Origin of the sequence: Pseudoponticoccus marisrubri (assembly GCF_001482405.1) — a bacterium.
GTDB lineage: Bacteria > Pseudomonadota > Alphaproteobacteria > Rhodobacterales > Rhodobacteraceae > Pseudoponticoccus > Pseudoponticoccus marisrubri.
In genome coordinates, this window is record NZ_LPXO01000002.1 from 46,467 (window position 1) to 64,472 (window position 18,006).

The window sequence follows — 18,006 nt, forward strand, 5'->3', positions numbered from 1 at the left end:
CATAGATCGGAACCCATGACACAGACACTTCATATCGTCGGCGGCGGCATGGCCGGCTCCGAAGCCGCGTGGCAGGCCGCACAGGCCGGCATCCAGGTGGTCATCCACGAGATGCGCCCCAAGGTTAAGACCTTCGCGCATCATACTGAAAAACTGGGGGAAATGGTCTGCTCCAATTCCTTCCGCTCGGATGATGACGAACAGAACGCCGTGGGGCTCCTGCATTGGGAGATGCGCGCCGCCGACAGTCTGGTGATGGCCTCGGCCGACCGCAACCGGCTGCCCGCCGGCGGCGCGCTGGCCGTCGACCGCGAAGGGTTCTCCGAGCACATCACGCAGATCCTGCGCAACCACCCCAACATCCTGATTTCCAACGAGGAAATCACCGATCTGCCGTCCGAGGGCCAGTGGATCTTCGCCACCGGCCCGCTCACCTCGGACGCGCTGGGAGCGGCGATCCGCGCCGAGACCGGCACCGACCGGCTGGCCTTCTTCGACGCCATCGCCCCCATCGTCTATGCCGACAGCATCGACATGTCCGTCGCCTGGGAACAATCGCGCTATGACAAGGGCGAGACCGAGGCAGAGCGCCGCGCCTACCTCAACTGCCCGATGACCCGCGACCAGTACGAGGCCTTTATCGACGCGCTTCTGGCGGCCGAGAAGACCGAATTTCATGAAGGCGAAACAGCCACTTACTTCGATGGCTGCCTGCCGATCGAGGTCATGGCCGAGCGCGGCCGCGAGACGCTGCGCCACGGGCCGATGAAGCCCATCGGCCTGACCAATGCGCATGATCCCGAGACCAAGCCTTATGCCGTGGTGCAGCTGCGCCGCGACAATGCGCTGGGGACGCTCTACAATATCGTGGGCTTCCAGACAAAGATGAAGTACGGCGCGCAAACCGCTGTTTTCAAGACGATTCCGGGGCTCGAGAATGCCTCTTTCGCGCGGCTTGGCGGCATCCATCGCAACACCTTCCTGAACAGCCCCACGCTACTCGACGCGCAGATGCGCCTGCGCTCGCGCCCCAATATCCGCTTCGCCGGCCAGGTCACCGGGGTCGAAGGCTACGTGGAATCCGCCGCCATGGGCCTGATTGCCGGCCGTATGGCCGCGGCCGAGCTGCAGGGCCTGCCCCTGCCGACCGTGCCGCAGGACAGCGCCCATGGCGCGTTGATCCACCACATCTCGGGCGGGGCCGAGGCCAAGACCTTCCAGCCGATGAACGTGAATTTCGGCCTGTTCCGCCCGCTGGACGGCGTGCGCGGTGGACGCAGGGGCCGGCGCGACCGTTACAAGGCCTATACAGATCGGGCCAAGGCCGCGTGGCAGGGTTGGCTGGGCCAACAGGGGCTTGACGGTCACGCCGCGGAATAGGACCCTTGTGTGCATGACGGATGACACGGACAGCTTCTTCGACAAGGTCTACAAGACCCGCGACAGCGACGGCACGCGCGCACTTTATGACGATTGGTCAACGCGTTACGAGGCAGAGGTGGCACAGCAGGGCTATGCCACCCCGGGCCGCTGCGCGCAGGCGCTGCACGCCTTCCTGACCGACCCGGACGCGCCGATCCTCGACATGGGCTGCGGCACCGGCCTGTCCGGGCTGGCGCTGCGCCTCGCCGGGTTTACCACGATCGACGGGCGCGACCTGTCGCCCGGGATGCTGGAAGAGGCCCGCAAGAAGGAGGTCTATCGCGACCTGTCCCCCATCGGGCCCGACGACCCGCTGCCCGAGGGGTACAGCGCGATCTGCGCCATCGGGGTCATCGGCGCAGGGGCTGCGCCGCTCTCGGTGCTCGACCGCATTGTCGAGGCCCTGCCATCCGGTGGGCTGACGGTGTTCTCCTTCAACGATCACACGCTGCAGGATCCGGCCTATCACGGCCGGGTCGAGGCGCTGATCGGCGAAGGGGTGCTGCGCGAGCATTTCCGCGAAGACGGGCCGCACCTGCCCGGCATGAACATGAACGCCACCGTCTACGTGCTTGAAAAAGTGTGACATTCACCACGCGTTTCGCCCCGTCCCCGACCGGCCCGCTGCATCTTGGCCATGCCTTTTCGGCGCTGCTGGGCTTCGACCTCGCGCAGGCCGAGGGCGGCACTTTCCTTTTGCGCATCGACGATCTGGACCAAAGCCGCGCCCGCCCGGAATGGGAGGCGCAGATCAAGGATGATCTGACCTGGCTTGGCCTGTCCTGGCCCGAGCCCTGCCGCAAGCAATCGGAGTGCCACGCCGAATATGAGGCCGCGCTGGACCGTTTGTGGCAGATGGGTCTGCTCTACCCCTGCCGCTGCACGCGACGCGACATTCGCGAGGCGCTCTCCGCCCCGCAGGAAGGCGCGCCGATCGAGGGGCCGGACGGGTTGGTCTATCCGGGCACCTGCCGCGCGGAGCGGGCCGCATGGGTCGGGCGGGGCCGTCCGACCAACAGGACGCTGCGCCTCGACATGGCCGGCGCATTGGAGCGGATCGGCGTGACCGACACGCGCCCCTTGCGCTTCGAGACCTTCATGCAAGACCTGAATGACGCGCCGCAAAACCCTGAAAAATCACGTGAAGAAATCTTGAGCGGGATCGGCGACGTGGTGCTGGCGCGACGCGATGCGGGCGCGGCCTATCACCTGGCCGTGGTGGTGGATGATGCCGCGCAGGCGGTCACGCATGTCATCCGCGGCGCAGATCTGCACGACGCCACCTTCATCCACACCATCCTGCAGGATTTGCTGGGCCTGAGCCGCCCGCGCTACCTGCACCACCGGCTGATCCGTGATGCGGCGGGCAAGCGGCTGGCAAAGCGCGATGATGCGCGTGCCATTGCCACTTATCGCGACCAAGGCCTCAGCCCACAGGAACTGCGCGCCATGATCGGGCTTTAGGCCCGGTCAGTCGACCATCGGTTTCATCAGCTCCACCTCATCGCCATTCGTGACGGAGGTATAGAAGCAGGACCGACGGTTCGTGTGGCAGGCAGGCCCCTCCTGCCGGACGATGGCCAGCAGGCAGTCGCGGTCGCAATCGACGCGCAGATCGATCAGCGCCTGGGTGTGACCCGAGGTCTCACCCTTGATCCAGAAGGCCTGGCGCGAGCGGGACCAGTAGGTGACCCGCCCCGTCTCGAGCGTCTTGCGCACCGCATCGGCAGTCATCCACGCCATCATCAGCACCTCGCCCGTGCCCTCGGCCTGCGCGATGCAGGGAACGAGCCCGTTGGCGTCATAGACAAGCGTGTCAGGATCGAAAGCCATGGAAAATACCTTTTTGCATCAGCGCGGGCTGCGCCTATGTAAGGGGAAGACGCGTGGAGGAAAACCCATGTCCGGCGAGACCGACCTGATCAAGCTCTATTCCGGCCGCATCCTTGAACTGGCCGCAGACATCCCCCGGACCGCGCGTCTGGAGGCGCCGGATGCGACCGTCAAGAAGCGCTCGCCGCTCTGCGGCTCGACCGTGACGGTGGACCTGACGCTGCGCGACGGCAAGGTGACGGAATATGGCCAGGACGTGAAGGCCTGCGCCCTGGGCCAGGCCGCGGCGTCGGTCGTGGGCGGCGCCATCATCGGCTGCACGCCCGACCAGATCGCCGAGGCGCGCGAGGCGCTGCGCCGGATGCTCAAGGAAGACGGGCCGACCCCCGCGGCCCCCTTTGACGGGCTGGAAGTGCTGCGCCCGGCCGCGGCCTACAAGAACCGCCATGCCTCGATCATGCTGGCGCTGGACGCAACAAGCGAGGCGGCCGACCAGGCACAGGCGACCCAGACCGCCTGACCCACCCGCTTTGACAGAACAAAAAAAACCGCCGCACTCCCGGGGAGGAGGCGGCGGAAAGGCGCGTGTTGCGTTTGGGGACACCGGATCAGAGCGGCTCCAGGCAGGAAAACCGTTGGGACAGGTCCGGCCGTCGGGACAGAGACGGGCCGGGATCCGGGGAAGTGAACACGCAGGCAGAAACTAGAGAAACGCGGGCAGGTGAAGCGTGCCGAAGAGGATGACGACGAGGGACAGGGCACCAAGCGCATCCTGCCAGAGCGTCTGTTGCTGGCGGCTGAGCACGTCCTTGACGGTGTCGATCATGGCCTTCCTCCTCTCGGCGCTGCTTGTTGCACCTTTGTTCTCATATTCTTAAGCCCCTGTAAAGAACTTAATGAGAACATTTGAGAACAAATTGGAACGGACGCGTCAGCCGACCGAGATCAGGTTGATCGCCTCGTCCTGCCGCATCAGCCAGAGCAGCAGGCGCGCCGCCTCGCCGCGCGGGCCGGTCAGACCCGGATCGTCCGACAGAAGCCGCCGCGCATCGGATTGCGCCACCGCCATCAGCCCGGCCTGCCGTTCCAGATCCGCGACGCGGAAGCGCGGCAGGCCCGACTGCGCCACGCCGATCAGGTCGCCGGCGCCGCGCATCTCGAGATCGACCTCCGAGATGCGGAACCCGTCCTCGGTCTCGCGCAGGGTGGTCAGGCGCTTCATGCCACCCTCGCTCAGCGGCGGGGCATACATCAGCAGGCAGGTCGAGGCCGCGGCGCCGCGCCCGACCCGCCCGCGCAACTGGTGCAGCTGGGCCAAGCCGAAGGTCTCGGCCCGCTCGATCACCATGATCGAGGCGTTGGGCACGTTCACCCCGACCTCGATCACCGTGGTCGCCACCAGCACGCCGGTGCGCCCCTCGACGAAATCGGCCATGGCCGCGTCCTTCTCGGCTGGGGGCATCTGACCATGGACCAGGCCGACCACGCCCTCACCAAGCGCCGCGCGCAGGGTCCGGAACCGGGCCTCGGCGGCCATCAGGTCGGAATTCTCGCTTTCCTCGACCAGCGGGCAGACCCAGTAGGCCTGCCGCCCCTCGGCCACGGCCCGGCGCAGGTGGTCGACCACCTCCTCCATCCGCTCGACCGAGGTGAGCGCGGTCTTGATCGGCTGCCGGCCCGGCGGCTTCTCGTTCAGCACCGAGACATCCATGTCGCCATATTGCGCCAACGACAGGCTGCGCGGGATCGGCGTGGCGGTCATGACCAGCACATGCGCGCCGGCGCCCTTGCGGCCCAGTTCCAGCCGCTGGCGCACGCCGAAGCGGTGCTGTTCGTCGACGATGGCCAGCCGCAGATCCGAAAAGACCACGTCCTTCTGGAACACCGCATGGGTGCCGACGAGGATCTGGATCCGCCCCTCGGCCAGTGCGGCCAGCTTCGCGGCCCGTTCGGCCCCCTTGTCGCGCCCGGTCAGCAGTTCGAGCACGACGCCCGCGGATTCGGCCAGCGGCTGCAACCCTTCAAGATGCTGGCGGGCGAGGATCTCGGTCGGGGCCATCATGACGCCCTGCCCGCCCGCCTCGACCGCGACCAGCAGCGCCATGAAAGCAACCAGCGTCTTGCCCGCCCCCACATCGCCCTGCAGCAGCCGGTTCATGCGCTCGGGCCGGCCCATGTCATCCGCGATCTCGCGCATGGCGCGGTGCTGGGCGCCGGTCGGCTCGTAGGGCAGCGCCGCCAGCACGCGGTTGCGCAGCCGGCCGTCCCCCGCCGTGGGCGTGCCGCGATTGCGCCGACGCGCCTGCCGGGCCAGCGCCAGGGTCAGCTGGTGCGCCATCAGCTCGTCATAGGCCAGACGTGCACGCGCCGGGGCGGTGGCGGCGAGATCGGCATTGCCCTCGGGTGCATGCACCGCGCGGATCGCCGCGGCCCAGCCGGGCCAGCCTTCGCGCGCCACCTGCGCGCCGTCGATCCATTCCGGCAGCTCGGGTAGACGGGTCAGCGCATCGGCCATGGCCCGCGTCATCACGCGCTGCGTCACGCCCGAGGTCAGCGGGTAGACGGGTTCGAACCCCGGCAGCGTGTCGGCCTCGTCTGGCGGCAGGATGTGATCGGGATGCACCATCTGCGGCACGTTGTCGAAAAGTTCCACCCGCCCCGAGACCACGCGCCGCGCGCCGGTCGGCAATTGCCGCGTCAGGTAGTCTGCACGGCCGCGGAAAAAGACCAGCTGGAACCGCGTCTCGGCATCGTCGACCTCGATCCGGTAAGCGCCACCCTTGTTGCGCGGCGGCCGATGCTGCCCGACCGTCACCGTCACGGTCAGCGTCGCGGGCAGCTCGGCCCCGCGCAGCGTCGGGCGCAGCCGCCGGCCGATCCCGGAATAGGGCAGCGTCATCAACAGGTCGCGCGGCGTGTCGATGTCGATCTGGTGCAGCGCCTGCGCCGTCTTGGGGCCGATCCCGTCCAGCCCCTTGAGATCCGCGAAGAGCGGCCAGAGCGCCTCGGGCCGTCCGCTCATCCGCCGATCAACTCCAACCAGCCATCCTCGTCGAGGATGGTCAGCCCCAGCTCCTGCGCCTTCTTCTCCTTCGATCCCGCACCCGGGCCCGCGACCACGATATCGGTCTTCTTCGAGACCGAGCCCGAGACCTTGGCGCCAAGGCTCTCGGCGCGGGCCTTGGCCTCTGCCCGGGTCATCTTCTCGAGGCTGCCGGTGAAGACCACGGTCTTGCCCGCCACCGGAGAGCCGTCATCCGCCGGGCGTTCGGCCTCCTGCGGGTCGAGCAGCGCCACAAGCCGGTCGATCGAGGCGCGCTCAGCCTCCTGCGTCATCGCGGTGACCAGCGCTTCGGCCGCGACGGTGCCGATCCCGTCGATGCCCACCAGCTCGTCCCAGGCGGCGCGCGCCTCGGACGGGGTGTCGGCCCAGGCGGCCTCCCGCGTCTCCTTGATGCGGGCGCGGCGCCCCTCAGCCTCGGCCTTGCGCCGCTCCTCGGCCTCGGCCGCGTCGGCGCGGCGATGCGCCTCCATCGCCGGCTGCGCGGCGTCCACGGCATCGACCAGGGCCTGCCAACGCAGGTAGTGCCGCGCAAGATCGTTGGAGGCCACCTCGCCCACGTGACGGATGCCGAGCGCGAAGATCAGACGACCCAGCGCGATCTCGCGCCGCTCGTCGATCGCGTTGAACAGGTTGGCCGCCGATTTCTCGCCCCAGCCCTCGCGGTTTTTCAGCTGTTGCAGGCCCTCGCTGTATTGCTCGCGCAGGCGAAAGATGTCGGCGGGCTCGCGGATCCAGCCATCAAGGTAGAACTGCTCGACCTGCTTGGCACCCAGCCCCTCGATGTCGAACGCGGCGCGTGAGACGAAATGCTTCAGCTTTTCAACCGCTTGCGCCGGGCAGATCAACCCGCCAGAGCAGCGGCGCACGGCATCGCCCTCCTCCCGGATCGCGTCCGAGCCACATTCCGGGCAGGTCTGCGGAAAGGCATAGGGTACGGCATCGTCGGGGCGTTTCGACAGGTCGACATCGGCCAGTTTGGGGATCACGTCGCCGGCGCGGTAGACCTGCACCCAGTCGCCTTCGCGGATGTCCTTGCCGTCTCGGATCGGCGCGCCCGAGCTGTCGCGCCCGGCGATGTAATCCTCGTTGTGCAGGGTCGCGTTGCTGACCACGACGCCGCCGACGGTCACCGGCGTCAGCCGGGCCACGGGGCTGAGCGCGCCGGTGCGGCCCACCTGGATGTCGATCGCTTCCAGCCGGGTCCAGGCCAGCTCGGCCGGGAACTTGTGCGCGATCGCCCAGCGGGGCGTGGTCGAGCGGAAGCCCAGCCGTTCCTGCAGCGACAGGTCGTCGACCTTGTAGACCACGCCGTCGATGTCATAGCCGAGTGTCGCGCGCTGCTCCTCGATCCTGGCGTAATGGGCCAGCATCGCGTCGGGATCGGCGCAGCGGGCGGTGAGCGGGTTGGTCTGGAATCCCAGCTCGGCCAGCCGCGCGATGGCCTGCATCTGCGTTTCGGCCAGCGGCGCCGAGAGTGCGCCCCAGGAATAGGCGAAGAAGCGCAGCGGCCGGTCGCGGGTGATCGCCGAATCGAGCTGGCGCAGGGACCCGGCGGCGGCGTTGCGCGGATTGGCGAAGGTCTTGGCGCCCTTCGCGGCCTGCCGCTCGTTCAGATCGGCGAAATCGGCGTGGCTCATGTAGACCTCGCCACGCACCTCCAGCAGCTCGGGCGCCCCCTTTAGCCGTTCGGGGATATCGTCGATGGTGCGCGCATTGGCGGTGACATTCTCGCCCTCGGTCCCGTCGCCGCGGGTGGCGGCCTGCACCAGCACGCCGTCCTCGTAGCGCAGCGACAGAGACAGACCGTCGATCTTGGGCTCGGCCGTGTAGGTTAGCGCATCGCTGTCCTTTAGGCCGAGATAGCGGCGCAGCCCGCGGTCGAAATCGGCGATGTCCTGGGCGTCGAAGGCATTGGCCAGCGACATCATGCGCACCGCGTGGCGCACCTTGGAGAATCCCTCGGCCGGGGCGGCACCGACCTGGTCGCTGGGGCTGTCGCTGCGCTTCAGCTGCGGGAATCGCGCCTCGATCGCGGCATTGCGCTGTTTCAGCCGGTCATACTCGGCATCCGTGATCGTGGGCGCGTCATCGCGGTGATAGGCCGCGTTGGCTTCGGCCAGGCGCTCGGCCAGCGCCTCCAGTTCGGACCGCGCCGCGGCCTCGTCCAGTTCGTCCACCGGTGTCTCTGCCATGACCCTGCCCTTCTTGCAGACCCGCCCTTGTACACGTGATAGGCGGGGTCCCCGGCAAGGTCCAGCCGATCAGCCGTTGGCGGCCATTGCCTTCTGCTCGTCGCGGCTGGGTTCGGGATCGCGCAGCACATAGCCGCGGCCCCAGACGGTCTCGATATAGTTGTCGTCGCCGGTCGCCACGGAAAGCTTCTTGCGCAACTTGCAGATGAACACGTCGATGATCTTGAGCTCGGGCTCGTCCATGCCGCCGTAGAGATGGTTGAGGAACATCTCTTTGGTCAGGGTGGTGCCCTTGCGCAGCGAGAGCAGTTCGAGCATCTGGTATTCCTTGCCGGTCAGGTGCACCGGCTTGCCGGCAACCTCGACCGTCTTGGCATCGAGATTGACCGAGACCTTGCCGGTGCGGATGATCGACTGCGAATGCCCCTTGGAGCGGCGAATGATGGCATGGATGCGGGCCACCAGTTCGTCCCGGTGGAACGGCTTGGTCAGGTAGTCATCCGCGCCGAAGCCGAACCCCTTGATCTTGCTTTGTGTATCGTCCTCGCCCGAGAGGATCAGGATCGGCGTCTCGATCCGCGCGACGCGCAGCTGGCGCAGCACCTCGTGCCCGTTCATGTCCGGCAGGTTGAGATCCAGGAGGATCAGGTCGTAGTCGTAGAGCTTGGCGAGGTCGAGCCCCTCTTCCCCCAGATCCGTGGCGTAGACGTTCAGGTTGGCATGGCTCAGCATGAGCTCGATGCTCTTGGAGGTCGTCGGATCGTCTTCCACCAACAGGATGCGCATGGGGCTGTCTCCAGATGAATCTCTCACTCGGCCGAAACTGGGCGAAAAAGGTTAACGCCTGATTACCTTAAGGAGATCAAGGCGGGGTTCAACCTAAAGTTGCCGATATTTCTGCACGCGCGTGACCTTGAGCGCATCTTCGCCGTGTATCGCGGCCGCCTTGATCCATTCGGTCAGTTCCTCGTCGCTGAGCCCGTATCGGCTCAGCGCCTGCGCCTCGGTGATCAGGCCGAATTGCACCGCCCTGACCACCGCCGCCTTGCGCGAAGCGACCCAGCGCCGCGTGTCGGCGGGCGGCAGATCCGCGCGGGTCATCGTGCTGCCATCGGGAAGCCTGACCGCGCGCGGCCCATCCACCTTCTTGAGAAACATCACTTTATCTCCACAGCCTCGGTGGCGGACATAAAGCCGCGGCACGCTTAACGGCGCCTAAAACCGGGGGTTGAGAGTATGTCGGATTTTCCTATATTCCGCCGGACCATCCGGAGATTTGACATGCCGCTCGACACGCGCCCGCTGAATTCGCTGGGCCTGCCCAAACCGCCATCCGAGACGCGCGTCGTCGTTGCCATGTCCGGCGGCGTCGACAGCTCGGTCGTGGCCGCGATGCTGAAGGACGAAGGCTATGACGTGGTCGGCGTCACGCTTCAGCTTTATGACCACGGCGCCGCGCTGGCCAAGAAGGGCGCCTGTTGCGCCGGGATCGACATACACGATGCGCGCCGCGTCGCCGAGGAGATGGGCTTTCCGCATTACGTGCTGGATTACGAGAATATCTTCCGCGAGGCGGTGATCGAGGAATTCGCCGACAGCTATCTTGGCGGGGCGACGCCGGTGCCCTGCATCCGCTGCAACGAGCGGGTGAAGTTCAAGGATCTGCTCGAGACCGCGCAGGATCTCGAAGCCGATTGCATGGCCACGGGCCATTACATCCAGCGCAAGACCGGCGCCGCGGGGGCCGAGCTGCACCGCGCCGCGGACTGGACCCGCGACCAGAGCTATTTCCTGTTCTCTACCACCCAGACGCAGCTGGATTTCCTGCGCTTTCCGCTGGGCCACCTGCCCTCCAAGGACGCGACGCGCGAGCTGGCCGCGAAATACGGGCTGGCCGTCGCCGACAAGCCTGACAGCCAGGACATCTGCTTCGTGCCCGACGGCAACTATGCCGGCGTGATCGAGAAGCTGCGCCCCGGCGCGGCCGAGCCGGGCGAGATCGTGCATGCCGATGGCCGCGTCCTGGGCCAGCACAAGGGCGTGATCCACTACACGATCGGCCAGCGCCGCGGCCTTGGCATCGGCGGGCTGAGCGACCCGCTCTACGTGGTGCGCCTGGACGTCGACAACCGCCGCGTGGTCGTCGGGCCCAAGGAGATGCTGGCCACCCGCACCGTGCCGGTGCGCGAGATCAACTGGCTGGGCGACGCGCCCTTCACCTCGCGCGAGGCGTGGCACCTGTCGGTCAAGCTGCGCTCGACCCGCCCCCCGGCCGAGGCGATCATCCGGCCACTGTCGGAGACCGAGGCGGAGGTCGAGCTTCTGTCCCCGGAAGAGGGTGTAAGCCCCGGGCAGGCCTGCGTTTTCTACGAAAGCGAGGGCAGCCGGGTGTTTGGTGGCGGCTGGATCTGGCGCGGCGCCTGACGGGTTCCAACCGGCGTGAAACCGGGTATGAGTGGTCCTGCGACAGCTTGAGGAGACATGCGCATGACCACCCCGCCCGGACCCGCGTCGGATGATGGCTTCTGGATCGACAGCACGGCGCACCGGGACTGGCTGCGCATGGACGCCACCCGCGCGATCGACTTCTTCCGCGCCGCAAAGCGCCCCGAGGGTGGGTTTCACCAGCTGGCGCAGGACGGCACGCCCCGGCCCGACCCGGTGCAGGAGCTGCACGCCACCACCCGCATGGTGCATTCCTACGCGCTGGCGCATCTGGGCGGCTGGCCCGATTGCGAGGCGCTGATCGACCACGGCATGGCCTGCCTGCAGCGGTTTCACCGCGACGCCGAACATGGCGGCTATCTCTGGGGCGTGAATGATGCCGGCGTGGTGGACGGGCGCAAGCTGGCCTATGGCCACGTCTTCGTGCTTTTGGCCGGGGCCAGCGCGCAGCGGGTCGGCCACCCGGATGCCGACGCGCTGATCGACGACATCTCGGCCTGTCTCGACGCGCAATTCTGGGACGACGACGCGGGGCGCTTTGTCGATGAATGGGCGCGCGACTGGACGCCCTTCTCGGCCTATCGCGGGATGAACGCCAACATGCACGGGGTCGAGGCGCTGCTGACCGCCTACGAGGTGACGGGGCGCGAGCATTTCCTGACCCGCGCGGGCCGGATCATGGAGTTCTTCATGCGCGGCATGGCGCCGGCCCATGACTGGCGCCTGCCCGAGCATTACGATGCGGACTGGCAGGTGACGCCCGATTACGAGGAAGACCCGATGTTCCGCCCGGCGGCCACCACGCCCGGCCATTCCTTCGAGATGGGCCGGCTGATGCTGCATCACTGGGACCTTGCGGGCCGGCCGGCGGATGACACGCCGCAGATCGTGCGCAACGTGGTCGATGCCGCGCTGAGCCGCGCTTGGGATCCCGAGGGCGGCGGTTTCTTCTACACGCTGAATTTCGACGGCAGCCCGCGCATCCGCTCCCGCTACTGGTGGCCGGTGACCGAGGCGATCGGCGTGCTGGCCTCGCTCATCAAGCTGGAGCGGCGCGCCGAGGACGAGGCCTGGTACCGCCGGCTCTGGCAGTTCGCCGATGCGCATTTCGTCGATCACGCGCGCGGTGGCTGGTTCCCCGAGATCGACGCGGCAGGCCGCCCGGCCGAGACGCAGTTCCAGGGCAAGCCCGACATCTACCACGCGCTGCAGGCGGACCTGTTCCCGACCCTGCCCGGCCTGTCGCGCTACCATGACGCGCTGGCGGCGGAGGGCTGACCCTCCGCCCGCGCGGCTTTCAGTGACGGATCATCAAGACGCCCTCAGGCGCGGCTGAGCGCCAGCACCGCGTTCAGCCCGCCAAAGGCGAAGGCGTTGGACAGGACCACGTCCACCTCGGCCTCGCGCGCGGTGTTGGGCACCACGTCCAGCGCGCATTCGGGATCGGGCTCTTCATAGCCGATCGTGGGCGCGATCACGCCCTCGTTCAGCGCCATCAGGCAGGCCAGAAGCTCCACCGCGCCGGTGCCGCCGATCAGGTGGCCATGCATCGACTTGGTGGACGAGATCATCAGGTCGTCGGCATGGGTGCCGAAGACATCGGCCACCGCGGCGCATTCGGTCTTGTCGTTGGCCGCCGTGCCGGTGCCATGGGCGTTGATATAGCCCACGCGGTCCCGCGCGATGCGGCCATCCTTCAGCGCCCCCGAGATCGCGCGTGACGCGCCCTGCCGCGAGGGCATGACGATATCGGCCGCGTCCGAGGTCATGGCGAAACCGATCACCTCGCCCAGGATCTCGGCGCCCCGGGCGCGCGCATGCTCGTATTCTTCGAAGACGAAAACGCCCGCGCCCTCGCCCTGCACCATGCCGTTGCGCGTGGCCGAGAAGGGCCGGCAGGCATCCTTGGACATCACCCGCAGCCCTTCCCAAGCCTTCACTCCGCCAAAGCACAGCATGGATTCCGACCCGCCGGTGATCATCGCCGTGCAGAGCCCGGAGCGAATCATCATGAAGGCCTGCCCCATCGCGTGGTTCGACGAGGCACAGGCCGTGGCGACGGTAAAGCTGGGCCCCTTGACGTTGAACTCCATGCTGACATGGCTGGCGGCAGCGTTGTTCATCAGCTTGGGCACGACGAAGGGATGCACGCGGTTCTTGCCGTCCTCGTAGACGGCGCGGTAATTCTCGTCCTGCGTCAGCAGCCCGCCCCCCGAGGTGCCCAGGATCACGCCCGAGCGGTCGGCCAGCTCGCCGATGAATTGCAGCCCCGATTGCGTCACCGCCTGCCGCGCGGCCAGCAGGGTGAACTGCGTGAACCGGTCATAAAGCGCCAGCTGCTGGCGGTTGAACACGCTGTCGGGCTCGAACCCCTTGACCTGCCCGCCGATGCGGATGGCCAGCCGTTCGACATCGCGGAATTCCAGCGCGCCGATGCCGCAGCGCCCCTCGCGCATGGCCTCCTGCGTCTCGGGGACGGACTGGCCCAGCGGGTTGATCGTGCCCGCACCTGTGATGACGACCCTGTTCACGCTTTCTGCTCGGCGATCAGCTTCTCGATGCCCTCGACGATGCGGCCCACGGTCGAAATGTCGAAATCGCTCTCGGTCGGATCATTGGCGTTGAACGGCACCGAGATGTCGAACGCCTCCTCGATCGAGAAGATCGACTCTACCAGACCGAGGCTGTCGATGCCCAGGTCTTCCGGCGTGCTGTCCATGGTCACGTCCGAAGGCTCCAGCATGGCCTGCTCGGCGATGATCTCGACCACCTTGTCTTTGACATTCATGATCCCGGCCCACCTTTCTTGTACCGGCCCGTGATTTAGTCATTCCCCGCCAGCTTGGAAACCGCTTTCTTGAGATCCGCGACGTCCCGGAACAGGCGCGGCAACCGGCGCAGGCCCTTGTAGCTTTCCACATGCGTGTCCATCCGGACCGCCGGGTAGCCCAGCATCATGCGGCCCGCAGGCACGTTGGACAGGACGGTCGAGGCGGCGCCGATCACCGCGCCCGCGCCCACGGTCAGGTTGTCGGACACGCCAGACTGCCCGCCCAGCACCACGTGATCGCCGATCACGGTCGAGCCGGCGATCCCCGTCTGCGCGCAGCACAGGCAATCGCGCCCCATGATCACGTTGTGGCCCACCTGCACGAGATTGTCGAACTTGCAGCCATCGCCCACCCGCGTGTCGCGCACCGTGCCGCGGTCGATACAGCTGTTGGCGCCCAGCTCGACATCGTCGCCGATGCTCACCGCGCCCAGGCTGTGGATGCGCGCCCAAGCTTGCGCCGTGGCAGTGCCCTCCTGGCCAAGGCTGGCGCGGGCCCGCTCGGCGCCCGAGGGCTCGGGCGTAACGAAAGAGAACCCGTCCGCACCGACGCAGGCCCCCGGCTGTGCGACGAAGCGCGCCCCGATCCGCACCCGTGCCCCGATCCGGACGCCGGCATGCAGCAACCCGCCGGGCCCGATCTCGGCTTGCCAGCCGATCTGCACCTGCGGGCCCAGCACCGAGCCCGCCGCGATCCGGGCGCCCGGCCCGATCACGCAGAGCGGCCCGATGGCGACATCGGCGCCGATCTCGGCCGAGGGGTCGATCACGGCGGACGGATGGATGCCGGGCGCGTAGCCCTGCCCGGCATCCATCATCGCCGACAGGCCCGCCATGGCAAAGCGCGGCCGCGGCGCCAGGATCGCGGCAGACAGCCCGTAGCCCTGCCAATCCGCCCCGTCCCACAGCATCGCGGCGCGGGCGGCGCCCTGCGGCAGGGCGGCGGCGAAATCGGGCTTCATCGCCAGCGCCAGCTGGCCCGGCGCGGCCGAGGCCGGCTCGGCCACGCTGTCGACCCGGATCGTGCCGTCGCCTTCGGCCCGGAACCCGAGCGCCGCGGCGATCTCGTCTATCGTGTAGGACAAGGCCCTGCCTCCGCATTCTGCATCCTGCGCGGCAAGGTGTAGGCGTTGCGGCCGGGGGCGGCAAGCCGGGGAAAAAATCACGCCGCGCAAGGGCTCACCCCTCGCGCGGCGCAGTCATGGTCCTGCGGTCAGGTCCGGCCGAGACGCAGCGACACGCCCTTGGCCGACAGCGCCTGCCACAGCCGCGCATCGCGGTCATAGACGTCGTCGCGGTAGTTCATCTGCCCCTTGGCCTGGGTAAAGGCCGTCCGGTAGATCAGGTGCACCGGCACGGGCTCCACCAGATCGACATGGGTCTCCTGCCCGGAATCGAGTATCCGGTGGAAATAGTCGACCGGGTTGGCCTCCTGCTTGGCCAGCAGCGCATAGGCGAAGTCATGCGGATCGTCGAGCCGGATGCAGCCATGGCTGAAGGTGCGCACCTGCCGCGAGAAGAGATGCTGCGACGGCGTGTCGTGCAGGTAGATGTTGTAGCGGTTCGGGAACATGAACTTGACCGATCCCAGCGCGTTGCGCGGTCCCGGCGGCTGTTTCATCGAGAACGGGAAGGTCGAGGCCGAGTAGCGCGCAAAGCCGTGGTAGCGCGGCACGACGCGCCCGCGGGAATCGATCACCTGCAGGTGGCCCACGGCGCCGGGATTGGCGCGCAGCAGGGGCAGGTACTCGTTCACGATGATCGAGCGCGGCACGTACCAGGACGGGTTGATGACCATGTGGTCCATCACGTCCGAGAATTCCGGCGTGCGGCGGTCGCGGTTCTGGTGGCCGATCACCGACTTGGTCTCAAAGGTCAGTTTATCGTCGTCGAAGATCTGTGCGTGAAAATTCACGAGGTTCACGCGCACATGCCGCTGGCCCAGCCCCTCGGGCAGGTTCAGCCAGCGCTCGCGCTCCATGGCGACCATGATGGATTTCAGCCGCTCTTCGGGCGAGACGTTGATCTCGCGCATGGTGGAGCTGCCGGCCACGCCATCGGGCTCGAGCCCGTGATCCTCCTGGAACTGGCTCACCGCCTCTTCCAGCGCGGCGTCGTAGCGCGGGCTGAGCGAGGGCGCCATGTAGCCCATGGCCGTCAGCCGGTTGCGCAGCGCCACCACCGCGTTGCCGGCATTGCCCGGCTTGAGCGAGCCGGCCGGCACGGCCTGCCCCCAGCCACCATGCTGGATGCGATGCTCCATGCGCAGCTTGGCGCGCATCAGGCGGGTATATTCGGGGCTGGTGGGCGCAAGGCTGCGCATTACCGCGCGGGGATCTTCCTCGATCAGACGGGTCAGCAGCAATTGCGGGTCGCGGCGCGGCGGTTCGCGCTTGATGCCCGAGATGATGCGGCCGGGCTCCAGCACGCCGGATTGCAGCGCATGGGCGAAGGCGACGAAGCTGCGCGTCAGCTCGATCTCGACCATGCCGCGGTCGCGCCCGGTGCGGGCCTGCGCCATCTTGGCCATCAGCCGCTGGGCGTCGAACTCGCGCACCGGCAGGCCGTGATCGTCGGCCATGGCAAAGGCCTCGAGCAGCGCCTCGCGCCGCAGACGGTCCGACTCGGAGGAGCCCGTCCAGATCGGGGCGAAGTCGCGCCCGCGGTAGAAGGCGGCGATCGACTCGTCATCGCCGAAGGATTCGGCCACCGCCTGCTTGTAGGCCGACATCTTGAAGACGAAGGCCGCTTCCGTCGCCTGCTGGGCCTGCGCGCCGGCACTGGCCGCCAGCCAGAACCCGCCCGCCGCCAGAAGGCTGCGAACGACGCCCCCCGTCACCCGGTGTTGAAATCGAGTCATCAAAAATCCCTCATACGCGCGCATTTCCTACCTTTCGCAAGTGTTTACCCAGCGCCATCCACCTGTCCACTCACTTTTCCGCAAAACCCTGTCCGCGAAGACGAAACCGCGGCTTTCGGGGGCAGATGCGCGAACAGGTCACAGTGACTCAGAACTGAGCAGTTTTCTGCCCAAATCCCCTTGATCATTCCAATTGAGGGCGAAACCCGCTTTTTCGACCGGGGGAATCGTGCCATACCAAACTCGGCATCTCTGGAAAGATGGCAGGGCGCGCACAACGATGCGCGCACGAGCGACACAGGTAACAGCGACCACGGGACAGGCGCTTTCGATATGGCAGATACAACTTCGGGCAGCATCTCGCGCCGGGCTCTTCTCGGCGCATTCGCGGCAACTTCGGTCGTTGCGGCACCCACATATTCCAACGCGGCAGGCTTCCTGCGCGGCGCCGGCGACATCCGCCGCCTGCGCATGTATTCCGGCCGCACGGGCGAACGCATCGACATGATCTACTGGATCGAGGGGCACTACCTTGCCGACGCGGTCCGCGAAGTGAACTACTTCATGCGCGACTGGCGCACGGATGACGTCAAGAACATCGACATCCGCACCATCGACATCATGACGGCGGCGCATAACCTGCTCGACTGCTCCGAGCCTTACATGCTCATCTCGGGCTATCGCAGCCCCAAGACGAACGCGATGCTGCGGGCCCGCTCCTCACACGTGGCACGGAACTCCCGCCACCTGCGCGGCGAAGCGGCCGACCTGCGGCTGTCCACCCGCTCGGTCAGCCAGATGGCCAAGGCTGCCGCGGCGTGCCGAGCCGGCGGTGTCGGACGGTACTCGCACTCCAACTTCGTTCATATGGATTGCGGCCCGGTCCGCAGGTGGGGCGCCTAGGCCGCTCCTCCTCTCGATCGTCCCGCAAAGGCGCCCACGTGGCGCCTTTTTCATGTCTGGCAATAGCATATCTGCCGAATTGTCTGACACCAGGTTGCCTCATGTGCCGCTGCGGGACCAGTCAGGTATCCCCGACCTTTCCACATCAACACGCGCACAGGCGGAACGGTTCCTGCCTTGGCAAGAAAATCCGTATCTTTTCCGAGGGATGGGAGAAAGTGGCGCGGTTGACGGGGCTCGAACCCGCGACCCCCGGCGTGACAGGCCGGTACTCTAACCAACTGAGCTACAACCGCGCATCGCGTCGTACTGGATCGGTCGGGGGCAGGAGTGGCGCGGTTGACGGGGCTCGAACCCGCGACCCCCGGCGTGACAGGCCGGTACTCTAACCAACTGAGCTACAACCGCACTCTCTGCTGCCCGGCCCGATCAGCCGAAGCGTGAGAGGCCTTTTATG

17 protein-coding genes and 2 tRNA genes are annotated in these 18,006 nt (G+C 67.2%); 7 read left to right on the forward strand and 12 right to left on the reverse strand.

Features of this window, described 5'->3' with window-relative positions:
* The first annotated feature begins 15 nt into the window (after positions 1–15).
* Genes trmFO through gluQRS form a run of 3 tightly spaced genes read left to right on the forward strand, consistent with a single transcriptional unit; the run spans position 16 to position 2,886 of the window.
* On the forward strand, positions 16–1,380 hold the full coding sequence (gene trmFO / locus AVJ23_RS03950; protein ID WP_058860867.1) for a methylenetetrahydrofolate--tRNA-(uracil(54)-C(5))-methyltransferase (FADH(2)-oxidizing) TrmFO: 1,365 nt from the start codon (positions 16–18) through the stop codon (positions 1,378–1,380).
* Positions 1,381–1,393: 13 nt separating this feature from the next.
* Positions 1,394–2,008, forward strand: a complete 615-nt coding sequence (locus AVJ23_RS03955) for a class I SAM-dependent DNA methyltransferase (protein WP_058860868.1) — start codon at positions 1,394–1,396, stop codon at positions 2,006–2,008.
* Positions 2,005–2,886, forward strand: coding sequence for a tRNA glutamyl-Q(34) synthetase GluQRS (gene gluQRS / locus AVJ23_RS03960; RefSeq protein ID WP_058860869.1), 882 nt, complete (start codon positions 2,005–2,007; stop codon positions 2,884–2,886). Before AVJ23_RS03955 ends, gluQRS begins: the two co-directional genes overlap by 4 nt.
* A 6-nt stretch (positions 2,887–2,892) precedes the next feature.
* On the opposite strand, the gene hisI is transcribed toward gluQRS, so the two are convergent.
* A complete protein-coding gene (gene hisI / locus AVJ23_RS03965; protein ID WP_058860870.1) occupies positions 2,893–3,255 on the reverse strand; it encodes a phosphoribosyl-AMP cyclohydrolase in 363 nt (120 codons plus the stop codon).
* A 67-nt stretch (positions 3,256–3,322) separates the two neighbouring features.
* Between hisI and AVJ23_RS03970 the strand changes: the two genes are divergently transcribed.
* Positions 3,323–3,775, forward strand: coding sequence for an iron-sulfur cluster assembly scaffold protein (locus AVJ23_RS03970; protein ID WP_058860871.1), 453 nt, complete (start codon positions 3,323–3,325; stop codon positions 3,773–3,775).
* Between the two features lie 183 nt (positions 3,776–3,958).
* On the opposite strand, the gene AVJ23_RS23465 is transcribed toward AVJ23_RS03970, so the two are convergent.
* The 5 genes from AVJ23_RS23465 to sciP form a co-directional block, all read right to left on the reverse strand.
* A complete protein-coding gene (locus AVJ23_RS23465; protein ID WP_276203206.1) occupies positions 3,959–4,081 on the reverse strand; it encodes a hypothetical protein in 123 nt (40 codons plus the stop codon).
* A gap of 105 nt (positions 4,082–4,186) precedes the next feature.
* Positions 4,187–6,277 carry an ATP-dependent DNA helicase RecG gene (gene recG / locus AVJ23_RS03975; RefSeq protein ID WP_058860872.1) on the reverse strand — a complete coding sequence of 697 codons (2,091 nt, stop codon included), beginning with the start codon at positions 6,275–6,277 and terminating at the stop codon, positions 4,187–4,189.
* Positions 6,274–8,511, reverse strand: coding sequence for an NAD-dependent DNA ligase LigA (gene ligA / locus AVJ23_RS03980; protein ID WP_058860873.1), 2,238 nt, complete (start codon positions 8,509–8,511; stop codon positions 6,274–6,276). The genes recG and ligA overlap by 4 nt, the downstream gene beginning before the upstream one ends.
* 69 nt (positions 8,512–8,580) lie before the next feature.
* Positions 8,581–9,297, reverse strand: coding sequence for a response regulator transcription factor CtrA (gene ctrA, locus AVJ23_RS03985; protein ID WP_058860874.1), 717 nt, complete (start codon positions 9,295–9,297; stop codon positions 8,581–8,583).
* A 93-nt stretch (positions 9,298–9,390) separates the two neighbouring features.
* Positions 9,391–9,669 (reverse strand): CtrA inhibitor SciP, encoded by a 279-nt coding sequence (gene sciP, locus AVJ23_RS03990; protein WP_058860875.1) that lies wholly within the window; start codon positions 9,667–9,669, stop codon positions 9,391–9,393.
* Between the two features lie 123 nt (positions 9,670–9,792).
* On the opposite strand from sciP, the gene mnmA reads away from it, so the two are divergent.
* Entirely contained in the window at positions 9,793–10,935 is a 1,143-nt protein-coding gene (gene mnmA / locus AVJ23_RS03995; RefSeq protein WP_058860876.1) for a tRNA 2-thiouridine(34) synthase MnmA, read from the forward strand.
* A 63-nt stretch (positions 10,936–10,998) separates the two neighbouring features.
* Positions 10,999–12,234 (forward strand): AGE family epimerase/isomerase, encoded by a 1,236-nt coding sequence (locus AVJ23_RS04000; protein ID WP_084794284.1) that lies wholly within the window; start codon positions 10,999–11,001, stop codon positions 12,232–12,234.
* A 44-nt stretch (positions 12,235–12,278) separates the two neighbouring features.
* Here the strand turns inward: AVJ23_RS04000 and AVJ23_RS04005 are convergent, their stop codons facing one another.
* The 4 genes from AVJ23_RS04005 to AVJ23_RS04020 form a co-directional block, all read right to left on the reverse strand.
* Positions 12,279–13,487: a beta-ketoacyl-[acyl-carrier-protein] synthase family protein gene (locus AVJ23_RS04005; protein ID WP_058860878.1), complete on the reverse strand. Its 1,209-nt coding sequence runs from the start codon at positions 13,485–13,487 to the stop codon at positions 12,279–12,281.
* Positions 13,484–13,744, reverse strand: coding sequence for an acyl carrier protein (locus AVJ23_RS04010; RefSeq protein WP_058860879.1), 261 nt, complete (start codon positions 13,742–13,744; stop codon positions 13,484–13,486). The genes AVJ23_RS04005 and AVJ23_RS04010 overlap by 4 nt, the downstream gene beginning before the upstream one ends.
* A 35-nt stretch (positions 13,745–13,779) precedes the next feature.
* A complete protein-coding gene (gene lpxD / locus AVJ23_RS04015) occupies positions 13,780–14,871 on the reverse strand; it encodes a UDP-3-O-(3-hydroxymyristoyl)glucosamine N-acyltransferase (protein WP_058860880.1) in 1,092 nt (363 codons plus the stop codon).
* Between the two features lie 128 nt (positions 14,872–14,999).
* On the reverse strand, positions 15,000–16,646 hold the full coding sequence (locus tag AVJ23_RS04020; protein WP_084794322.1) for a L,D-transpeptidase family protein: 1,647 nt from the start codon (positions 16,644–16,646) through the stop codon (positions 15,000–15,002).
* Positions 16,647–16,979: 333 nt separating this feature from the next.
* Between AVJ23_RS04020 and mepK the strand changes: the two genes are divergently transcribed.
* Entirely contained in the window at positions 16,980–17,549 is a 570-nt protein-coding gene (mepK, locus tag AVJ23_RS04025) for a peptidoglycan L,D-endopeptidase MepK (protein ID WP_058860881.1), read from the forward strand.
* A 219-nt stretch (positions 17,550–17,768) separates the two neighbouring features.
* Here mepK and AVJ23_RS04030 read toward each other — a convergent pair.
* Positions 17,769–17,845 (reverse strand) — tRNA-Asp (locus tag AVJ23_RS04030).
* 35 nt (positions 17,846–17,880) lie between these two features.
* Positions 17,881–17,957 (reverse strand) — tRNA-Asp (locus tag AVJ23_RS04035).
* Positions 17,958–18,006: the final 49 nt, after the last annotated feature.